The organism is Streptomyces sp. NPDC059255 (genome assembly GCF_042752355.1).
GTDB lineage: Bacteria > Actinomycetota > Actinomycetes > Streptomycetales > Streptomycetaceae > Streptomyces.
In genome coordinates this window covers 34867-44409 of sequence record NZ_JBHYZP010000056.1, presented here as the reverse complement: position 1 = coordinate 44409, position 9543 = coordinate 34867, and the positions used below count along the sequence as shown (strand labels likewise).

Here is a 9543-nt window from a genome sequence, read left to right as displayed (position 1 = left end):
GCGGGTACCACATCGCTGCGCGATGTGCAAGCGGAGCGGTCGCTGCGCTCCCGCTGGCCCATGCTGCGCATGGGCGATCCCTGCGCTGCGCTTCGGGATCCGGGTGGGGCCGGCCGCTGCGCGGCATGGCTGACTCGCGCGGTGCGCGAGCTGGGTTGAGGGAGTGTCAGGTGCGGATAGTCGGGTTCTTTGTAGAGGAGTTGGGGAGTGCTACGCACTCCTGGCGCGAGTCCGCTGCGCTCCCCCGCTTTGACGGTCCTTCAGGCTGCGCCTTCAGGACCTTGGGGCCCGCTGGCGCGGGCCTAGCTGGCTGCGAGGGTGGGGGCGCTTGTTGGTGTTCTGGTTTCAGTGTAACGCGTCATTGATTTGATGCAGCATGTAGGGTTGGTGAAAACAGGAGACACGCGCTGGCGGCAAGGAGACGGGGCTCATGTCAGTCTACGAATATCTTCCGGCTGAAATAGCCCGGCTCGGCGTGACGAGAAAGGCCGCCGGGCTCGTCCTCGGCCAGGTGCAGACACGTGCTCGGCTCTCTCTGGAGCGCGAGGAACGTGCACGCGAAGGACCGGCAGAGATCCTCAACTTGAGTGAGCTGGTGATCGCCATGTGGGAGCGCGTTGAATGGGAGCGGATCGCCCATGTGATGACGGAGCAGCAGATGCCTGTCTACGTACCGGGGCAGGATCCGCGTGTAGGCCGCCGTGAGGAGCAGCGGATGCAGCGTGTGGCCCTTGACGTAGCCGCTGCAGAACAACGACACGGTGGAGCACCGATCGAGATGCTGCGTCATCGGATCTACCGGATCGTCGCCCAGCGGGCCAGCTCTTCGGGCGAGGCTGAACCACGACTCATCGTTCACATGATGGCCTCCTCCCTCAGTGAAGCCGCTCACCGGGCCTGGACTGTCTACGGACGGCCAGACGGCCTTTACCAGCGGGGCGCATACCGGATTTCCTCGGTCGAGCAAGTCCTTCCCGAACCCGGAGAACTGCTGTGATCCAGCTTCGAGAACACCAGATGGACGCAAATACGCATATCCGCAAGTGGGCAGGATTCCCTGCAAGATCATCTATTCTCCCGGAGGGAGCGCGCGCCACGGTCGTGTCCGCCACCGGCTCCGGGAAGACGATCACTGCCGCTACGGCCGCGCTGGAATGCTTCCGGGGCGGACGGGTCCTCGTCATGGTCCCCACCCTCGACCTGCTCGTGCAGACCGCGCAGGCGTGGCGCCGGGTCGGCCATAACTCGCCCATGGTCGCCGTGTGCTCGCTGGAGAAGGACGACGTCCTGGAGCAGCTCGGGGTCCGTACGACCACGAACGCGATCCAGCTCGCCTTGTGGGCCGGGCAGGGGCCCGTGGTCGTGTTCGCCACGTACGCCTCCCTAGTGGACCGTGAGGATATCGACGCACCGATAGACCAGCGGAAGGTCCGCGGGCCGCTGGAGGCCGCTCTGGCGGGCGGGGAACGGTTGTACGGACAGTCGACGGACGGCTTCGACCTCGCCGTCCTGGACGAAGCCCACGGACTCGCCGGGGACACCGCCCGGCCCTGGGCAGCAATCCACGACAACACCCGCATCCCCGCCAACTTCCGGCTCTACCTCACCGCCACCCCGCGCATCCTCGCCTCACCCCGCCCGCAGAAGGGCGCGGACGGCCAGGAGTTGGAGATCGCCTCCATGACCAGCGACCCGGACGGTACGTACGGCAAGTGGATCTACGAGCTCGGGTTGTCCGAGGCGATCGAGCGGAACATCCTCGCCGGGTTCGAGATCGACGTGCTGGAGATCCGCGACCCCTCGCCCGTGCTGGGGCTGTCGGAGGAGGCGCTGCGGGGCCGGCGCCTGGCACTGCTGCAAACCGCCCTCCTCGAGCACGCCGCGCGCCACAACCTGCGCACGGTCATGACGTTCCACCAGCGGGTCGAGGAGGCGGCCGCGTTCGCGGAGAAACTACCTCAGACGGCCACGGAGCTGTACGTGACCGAGGCGTCCGACCAGGCCCTGGCCGACGCGGACGCGCTGCCGAAGTCGTCGATCGACGCGGAACTCTACGAGCTCGATGCCAGCCGCCACGTACCCCCGAACCGCGTCTGGTCGGCGTGGCTGTGCGGCGACCACCTCGTCGCCGAACGCCGCGAAGCCCTAAGCCAGTTCGCGAATGGCATCGACGCGGCGGGCCGGCGGGTGCACCGCGCCTTCCTCGCCTCGGTGCGGGTCCTGGGCGAGGGCGTGGACATCGTCGGAGAGCGGGGAGTCGAAGCCATCTGCTTCGCCGACACCCGCGGCTCCCAGGTCGAGATCGTGCAGAACATCGGCCGCGCCCTCCGCCCGAACCCGGACGGCACGGCCAAGGTCGCGCGCATCATCGTGCCCGTCTTCCTGGAGCCCGGCGAAGACCCCGACGACATGGTCGCCTCCGCCTCGTTCAAACCGCTCGTAGCCGTCCTCCAAGGCCTGCGCTCACACGACGAACGCCTCGTCGAGCAGCTCGCCTCGCGGGCACTGACGAGGCAACCGCGGGCCAAAGTCCACCACCTCGTCCGCAACGAAGACGGGCAGATCACCGGCGCCGGCGGGACGCGCGGCGAGGACCAGGAGCAGGACGACACACAGGGCGCGGTGGAGTCCGCGCTGCTGCACTTCTCCACCCCCCGCGACGCCGCCACCATCGCCGCCTTCCTGCGCACGAGGGTGTACCGGCCCGAATCCCTGGTGTGGCTGGAGGGCTACCAGTCCCTGCTCCGCTGGCGGAAGAAGCACCACATCACCGGCCTGCACGCCGTGCCCTATGACACGGAGACCGAAGTCGGCGTAACCCAGGCGTTCCCCCTCGGCCGGTGGGTCCACCAGCAACGAAAAGCCCTCCGCGCCGGCGAACTCGACGACCACCGCAAGGAGCTCCTCGACGCCGAAGAAGCCGGGATGGTGTGGGAACCCGGCGACGAAGCGTGGGAGAACAAACTCGCCGCCCTCCGCTCCTACCGGCGGGCCACCGGTCACCTCGCACCGCGCCAGGACCAGCTGTGGAGCGACGGCGACGCGATGATGCCCATCGGGCAGCACATGGCCAACCTCCGCCGGAAGGGCGGCCTCGGGAAGGACGCTGAGCGAGCCCGGGAGCGCGCGAAGCAGCTGGCGGCGATCGACCCCGACTGGAACTGCCCCTGGCCACTCGACTGGCAACGCCACTACCGCGTCCTCGCCGACCTCGTCGACGCCGACGGCCACCTGCCCGACATCGCACCCGGCGTGCTCATGGACGGGGACGACATCGGACGGTGGCTCCAGCGGCAGAAACAGCCGGGCACCTGGGCGCAGCTGTCCACCGAGCAACAGGAGCGGCTGTCCCGGCTGGGCATCAGGCCCGCTGAGGCGCCGTCTCACGCCCCGGCGACCAAGGGTGCGAAGGGACCGAGCAAGGCGCAGCAGGCATTCCAGCGCGGCCTGACGGCCCTCGCGCAGTGGGTTGAGCGGGAAGGTGCCCACCGGCCTGTCCCCCGCGGCTACACCGCGGAGATCGTGGTCGACGGTGAGGCGGAGCCGGTGACTGTGAAGCTCGGCGTATGGGTCTCCAACACCAAGACCCGTCGCGACAAGCTCACTCAGGACCAGCTGGAAGCGCTGCGGGAGCTGGGCATGGAATGGGCGTGAGCACGCCAGCCGATTATTGGAGCGCGGGTCTGGTCCCTCCTGCGGGGCGGAGGCCCGTGGCGCCCGTTCCATCGCCGGGTGCGGGCTTTCGGCTGCGGGTCCGTGCAGCAATGACGGGCCCGCAGGCTGGTATTTGAGCCTCGCGAAAAATATTTCAGCTGGTGTGTCACGTTCACCAACTTCGCCTGCACATAAGCCCGTACAACGAGCGATCTGCTTCGCATCTCAAGCGCGCGCATTAGGAATATGCGGTGGAGAACGGAAGCAGGCCAGGACGAGGGGGCTTATGCCATGAGTGCAGATGCAGAGATCATCGAGGCCATCGACGCGGTGCTGGGCGGGGACCGCACGGCCCGGATCGGGCAGGACGCCGCGCGGATCGAGGAGCTGGCCGCCTGCGGCTTCGAGGGTCTGGCCTACGAGGTGTTTGAGATCGAGCTGGTCCGGGAGGCCGAGCCGCGCCTGCTCGGCATGCTCCGCGAGGGCACGCTTGCCCGGCTGGCCGTGAAGCAGTGCAAGAGCCGAGGCTGGAAGTTCTTCGTCCACGAGGACGACATGAGGCTGCTGCGCAGCAGCCCTCTCGAGCGGGACATCATCATGGTCGATGTCCTCACCGAGGCGACGCGCAAGTTCCACCGCGACCTGCAGCGCGGGCAGGGCTGGAAGGCTGACCACAACGGGCCCCGCGGCGCCTGCAGCCTGATGTCGTACTTCATCGGCCAGTGCGTGTGGGTGTTCAGGCGCGCGTACGTGAGGTGGGCCAGGCTGCGGGTTAGCTGGGCCCGCCTGCACGCCGTGTACGACTTTACCGAGGACGCCGCGAACGAAGCCGGCATCGGCGGGCTGCTCCAGGCGACCAGCTACGAGATTGACTCGGAGGTGTTCAGCACGAACTTCGAGGACATCCTCGAAGAGCAGGCGCCGCACACGCAGGCGGTCGTGCGCCTGACGGTCATGGGCTTCCCCGACGCCGAGATCGCCGAACGGCTGAAGCTCACCGCCGCCGCCGTCCGCCAGCGCAGGTCGCGGTTCAGGACGGCCCTGTACCAGGCTGCCCGCGAGAAGCGGATCTGGATCCCGGATCAGCTGCACACCAAGGCCGCCGCCCGCCGGCAGAACCAGCGGGGTGCGGCGTGAGTACGCAGAACCTCCTGACCCTGCTTCTGACGCTGGTCACCCTCGCCGCGGTCTCCGCCATCGCAGGTCTGATCGGATACAACGTCGCCCGCGAGGGAGGGGCACCCGTCTCCTCCGCCATCGGACGCGGCAGCTTCGTGTTCTTCAGCGTCATGACGCTCTTCACCGCACTCCTGGGCGTGCTGCTTTCCGTGGTCACGTAGGGGAGGGTGTCGGGCGCTGGTGGAGTCTCAGCAGGCTGTAGGGACCCCGTGCGGTCCAGAGTGTGTGAGGTCCGGTTCGGACCTCACACACTCTGGACCGCTTCTGTCCCTCTACGGGTAATGAGCCCACGGCAGGGTCACCGTGGCGGAGACGGGACGGTGAGGTACGGGGCGAGTTGGGCTTCGAGGTCGGCGATGCGTTTGTCCATGAAGCGGTTGTTCTGGCGGGCGCTGGTCAGGCGCTCTTGAATCTGCTGGTTGTCCTGGGTGAGCTGTCGTACGTGCTGCTTCAGCGTGGTGTTCTCGGTGACGATGCGCTGGAGGGAGCCCTCGGGGAGGTCGTGTTCGAGGTCGCGGATCTTGCCGAGGAGTTCTGCGATGTGGGTGCGCTGGGTGCGGATTTCGCGCTGGGCCTGGGTGAGTGCGTCTTCGGCGTTGAGTGCACGTTCCTTCCAGGCGGGCTGGGCGCGGCTGCCGCTGTTGGAGACTGCGGGATGGGGTCTGCTTGCGCGGGTGGCCTGCTCGATCAGGTCTCTGGCCTGCTGGTTTTGGTAGAGGAAGGTGCGTGAGACGCGGGCGGTACGGGCGAGGGCGGCGACGGTGACAGGCGTATGGTCGCGTGCTGCGGCCGTCAGGACGGTCTGGAGGCGTTCGAGCATCTCTTGGGTGGCGTGGCGGCGGGCTTGGGCGGCTGCGTCGGTGCGGGACGTACTCATGGCTGTCCTGTGGCGTCGTCGGGGGCCTGCAGTGCTACGAGGTCTCGGGCGCGGAAGGCAGTGCTCCAAGTGCGGTGGAAGTAGTCCTGGGGGCGCCGAAGGTCCAGGGTGAGGGCTTCGTCCAGGATGCCGAGGGCGGCCAGGGCCTGCTCAAGTCCTTTGATGGCCTGGGCGGTGGGTTCGAAGACGGTGTGGAGGTAGTCGGCGGTGGCGTCGTCGGGGGCGTTCTCAGCGATGGAGCGCCACTGTTCGGCTTTGCGTCGCCAGTAGAGGAGGTCTGCGCCGGACAGGACGAAGTTGTCGCAGTTCTCGCAGTCGAGTTTCCAGGGGCAGGCTCCGCCGTCGACGACGGGTTGGTAGGTGCAGAATCCCCCGTCGGCGGGGGTGCTGCGACGGGAGAGGTCCAAGGCCAGGGCGAGGGCTGTCTCGCGGTCGATGGGTGTGGTGTCGCCGGAGAGGAGTTCGCCTGGGTTGGGTGCGCCGGGCCCGGCTACCCAGACGGTGTTCAGGACGTCTTCGAGGTCGCTGTTGGTGATCTTCACGTAGTGCTCGGCCATGCGTTCGGAGAGTTGGCCGAGGTAGCGGCGGATGTGGGTGAGCGTGGCGCCTGCGCGCAGCAGGTTGGTGGCCAGGGTGTGGCGGGCCTGGTGAGCGACGTAGGCGCCGCCGAGGTCGAGGTCGGCGATCCAGGTTTTGAAGCGCTGGTTGAAGTGTCCGTAGGAGATCGGCTGTCGGCCGTTGGGGTTGCGGATTCGGGAGGGGAACAGGGCCAGGCCGGGGCGTTCAGCAGCTGTTGGGGTGCGGCCGTAGCGTTTTTCGAAGCGGTGGAGTGTCTTGGTGCGCCGGGCATCGAGGCACTGGTAGACGGGTTCGGGGATGCGGATGCCCTCGTTGTAGTTGCCGACCTTGGTCTGGTCGTGCCACAGCATGGCCAGGCCGCGGTAGCGGCCGATGCAGTCCAGGCGCAGTCCGACGACCTCGCTGCAGCGGCGCCCGGTGGCGACGATGGTCTCCCAGATGTCCCGCAGGCCCCGGTCGTTGAGGTCGAGTTCCTCCAGGCGGCGCAGGTTGGTCTCATCCATCAGCGCGCGGGCGACGTCGTCGCTGAAGGGGTTGCGGGAGCGCTGTCTGATGCCTGTGCCGCCGAAGGGGATGGCGGTCAGGAAGCCGGTGTCGATGCCGAGGCGTTCGGCGTGGCCGGCGGTGATGGCGCTGTAGAGCAGCTTGCGTGCGCCGTTGAAGACGAACTGGCAGCTCAGATCGGTGACGGTGGGAGATCGTCCGTCGACCAGGACCATGCCCAGGGACGGCAGGCCGTGGCGGGCGCGGTGGCGCTGGTCGGCGACGAACCGCTCGGCGTGCTCCCTGCGCAGCACGGTGGGGTCGTGGCCGGCGTCGGGGGCATCGGTTTCGAGGAAGACGCCCAGTTCGACGGCGGCGCGGCGCATCTGGTCGAAGGGACCTCGCGTGCGGGGGCACTGCGGGGAACGGAGCCACTCGGCGAGGTGGTCCCAGAGCAGGTCGCGCAGCCACCGCTGCGGTACTGCGGTGATGTCGAAGTGGCTCTGGGCGTTCTTGAAGCGCCGTCCGAAGTGATCGGTCTCCAGGAAGCCGGCGTCCTTGGTGTCGGAGGGGCTGTAGTAGACGCAGCGCAGACCGTTGACGACTTCCCAGATGATCTTGCGAACCTCGGAGTCCATCTGCTTGCGCGTCAGATCTTTGTAGCCTCCGTCGTGCAGATCCATCAGGGAGGCGATGCTGCCCCGCCAGCAGTACCTGACGAGATTCCTGATGCCATTGGTGGTCCACTCCGAGTGCTGCGCGGACTGGGCATGAGCGTGCAGACCCCACTGGATCTCGGCCCGCACCAGCGGGGACAGACCATGGAGGTTGACCAGCCCCGGCTGCGTGACCGGCTCCGCAGTGGCGCACCAGGCGCGAAATACCTTCTCGTCGCCATAGGTCACCGGAAGCGGCCGACCGTCCTTGAGGGGACCGCGTGAGTTCTGCGACCGGGCCGCTCCCGGACGGTTGTCGATGTTGTACCGGTTCAGGTGCTGCAAGCACAGCCCCAGCGAGGTGCAGGCCAAAAACGGGCACCGCGCCTGGCACGAGCCGTAGCCGGGAAGCGGGCGCTGGGTACGGGACCAGTCCTCGAATCGGGCGCGATCCATGCCGGCTGCCTCGCCGTACTGCCACCTGGTCTGGTGCTGCTGGCACAGCCGGGTGGTGGGACTGATCGCCGGGCGGTCGGGACAGACCAGGCACCGGCCGTAATCCACTCCCCGCGCGGCCGGCAGAGCACTGGCCGCGTTCATGAAGGCGCGCTTGGCCTGCCCCGCCCGCTCGGCCTGCTCCCACTCCAGGTTGTGCGTGTTGCACAGGTTGTGACTGACTCGGCGGATGCGCAGGCAGCCGTCAACGGCGCACTGCCAGGCGTAGACCGGGTGCTGAGGCGGGATGAAGATCAGCGGGTCGCGGAAGAGCGGGTCGAATCCAGGGGCCCCGATGAGGGCCGTGAGCAGTTCGAGCCGGTCGCGGCCAACGCGGGTGGTATCGGTGCGGCCGGGCAGCAGCGTCAGAGGAATCACGGCCGTGTCCCCCACACCTGTTCCAGCGCCGCGGCGAAGACCGGGTCGTGGACGTCCACATGACCGTAGACCTGCTCGACGGTCGCGGCCGAGGCCCAGCCGCCGGCCTCCCGCGCGATCACCGCGTTGCCCCGTGCCGCGTCCAGCACCGCGGTGGCGAAGCTGTGCCGGAAGGCGTGCGGGACCACCCGGCCGATCTCCACCCGGGCTGCGGCCCGGCGCAGCATGCCGCGGGCCCCTGTGGTGGTCCACGGCCGGCCTCGGGAGGGGCCGTGCAGGCTGACCAGGAGCATGCCGTGAACGGACTGGGCGGGGTACTGGGTGGTGATGTACTCGAAGTAGGTGTGGATCATCGCCGGACTCGCCCGGCGCACCGTCCCGCCGCTTACGGTGTTGTCCTGCCAGGTCCAGGGTGTCTTGGTCTTGACCCGGGCCCAGTTGGCATTGTCCTCACGGTGACAGATATGGACGTGCGGGCCCTGGCACTGACCGCACGCGGCCTGCTCGCGCAGGTGCAGATCGACCAGACGTAGCCCGCACAGCTCACCGATCCGGAAACCGCCGTCGGCCAGCCACGTGACCACCATCCGGTCCCGCGCGCACGACATCGCCCCCAGCAGCAGATCGCGGGCGCCCTCGGGCAGCATCTTCGGATGCCGGCGCACCCGCTCCGCCGGAGCCAGAGGGTTCGCGGGCATGCTGTGCAGGACGTGCCCGAGCATCGCCCGCCGCCGATCCGCCCGCGTCGGCAACCTCGTGACGCGCAGGGCCTCCGCCAGTGCGGAGTTCACGCCGTGGGTGCCCAGGCGGATGTAGAAGCCCTTCAGACAGGCCGCCGCGGTCTTCAACGCGCTGTGCCCGTACGGGCGTTTGTTCTCCCGCCACGGCAGCCCGAACGGCCCCGGATAGTCCGCCCCGAGGGCCGCCATGTAGTGCCGCAGATCCTCCAGCGACACCGACTCCACCGTCAGGCCCGCAAAGCGGAGCCAGCGCAGATGATCCACCAGCACATACGCGTACGTACGATCCGTACCCGCCCGACAGGCACGCAGGAATCCGTCCGCCTCCGCCACCACCGAGCAGTCCGTATCCACGACCGTGTAAGCCACCCGCCCGCCCCCGCGAACGATCTCCTGCACCCGTAACTGGCCCACCACCAGCCGACCACCCACCCAGCACCGCCCCCTCCGAACCGGGAACCGCCCCGGTGGCGGCACTCCAGGCCCCGAGTCCACACCCCTT

The 9543-nt window shown here is 68.3% G+C and carries 7 protein-coding genes; 4 read left to right on the top strand and 3 right to left on the bottom strand.

What is annotated here, in order from left to right:
• The first annotated feature begins 430 nt into the window (after positions 1-430).
• The 4 genes from ACFXKG_RS38740 to ACFXKG_RS38725 all read left to right on the top strand — a co-directional run bounded on the left by ACFXKG_RS38740 (position 431) and on the right by ACFXKG_RS38725 (position 4994).
• Entirely contained in the window at positions 431-997 is a 567-nt protein-coding gene (locus tag ACFXKG_RS38740) for a hypothetical protein (protein ID WP_384849516.1), read from the top strand.
• Positions 994-3654 carry a Helicase associated domain protein gene (locus ACFXKG_RS38735; RefSeq protein WP_384849513.1) on the top strand — a complete coding sequence of 887 codons (2661 nt, stop codon included), beginning with the start codon at positions 994-996 and terminating at the stop codon, positions 3652-3654. Before ACFXKG_RS38740 ends, ACFXKG_RS38735 begins: the two co-directional genes overlap by 4 nt.
• A 291-nt stretch (positions 3655-3945) precedes the next feature.
• Positions 3946-4791: a hypothetical protein gene (locus ACFXKG_RS38730; RefSeq protein WP_384849510.1), complete on the top strand. Its 846-nt coding sequence runs from the start codon at positions 3946-3948 to the stop codon at positions 4789-4791.
• Positions 4788-4994, top strand: a complete 207-nt coding sequence (locus ACFXKG_RS38725; protein ID WP_384849507.1) for a hypothetical protein — start codon at positions 4788-4790, stop codon at positions 4992-4994. Before ACFXKG_RS38730 ends, ACFXKG_RS38725 begins: the two co-directional genes overlap by 4 nt.
• A gap of 137 nt (positions 4995-5131) precedes the next feature.
• On the opposite strand, the gene ACFXKG_RS38720 is transcribed toward ACFXKG_RS38725, so the two are convergent.
• The 3 genes from ACFXKG_RS38720 to ACFXKG_RS38710 are packed head-to-tail and all read right to left on the bottom strand — an operon-like array spanning position 5132 to position 9473.
• The gene (locus ACFXKG_RS38720; protein WP_384849504.1) at positions 5132-5710 is read right to left on the bottom strand and encodes a DUF6262 family protein; all 579 of its coding nucleotides are present in this window, start codon (positions 5708-5710) and stop codon (positions 5132-5134) included.
• Positions 5707-8301, bottom strand: coding sequence for a tyrosine-type recombinase/integrase (locus ACFXKG_RS38715; RefSeq protein ID WP_384849501.1), 2595 nt, complete (start codon positions 8299-8301; stop codon positions 5707-5709). Before ACFXKG_RS38715 ends, ACFXKG_RS38720 begins: the two co-directional genes overlap by 4 nt.
• Positions 8298-9473: a tyrosine-type recombinase/integrase gene (locus ACFXKG_RS38710; RefSeq protein ID WP_384849498.1), complete on the bottom strand. Its 1176-nt coding sequence runs from the start codon at positions 9471-9473 to the stop codon at positions 8298-8300. Before ACFXKG_RS38710 ends, ACFXKG_RS38715 begins: the two co-directional genes overlap by 4 nt.
• Between the last annotated feature and the right edge of the window lie 70 nt (positions 9474-9543).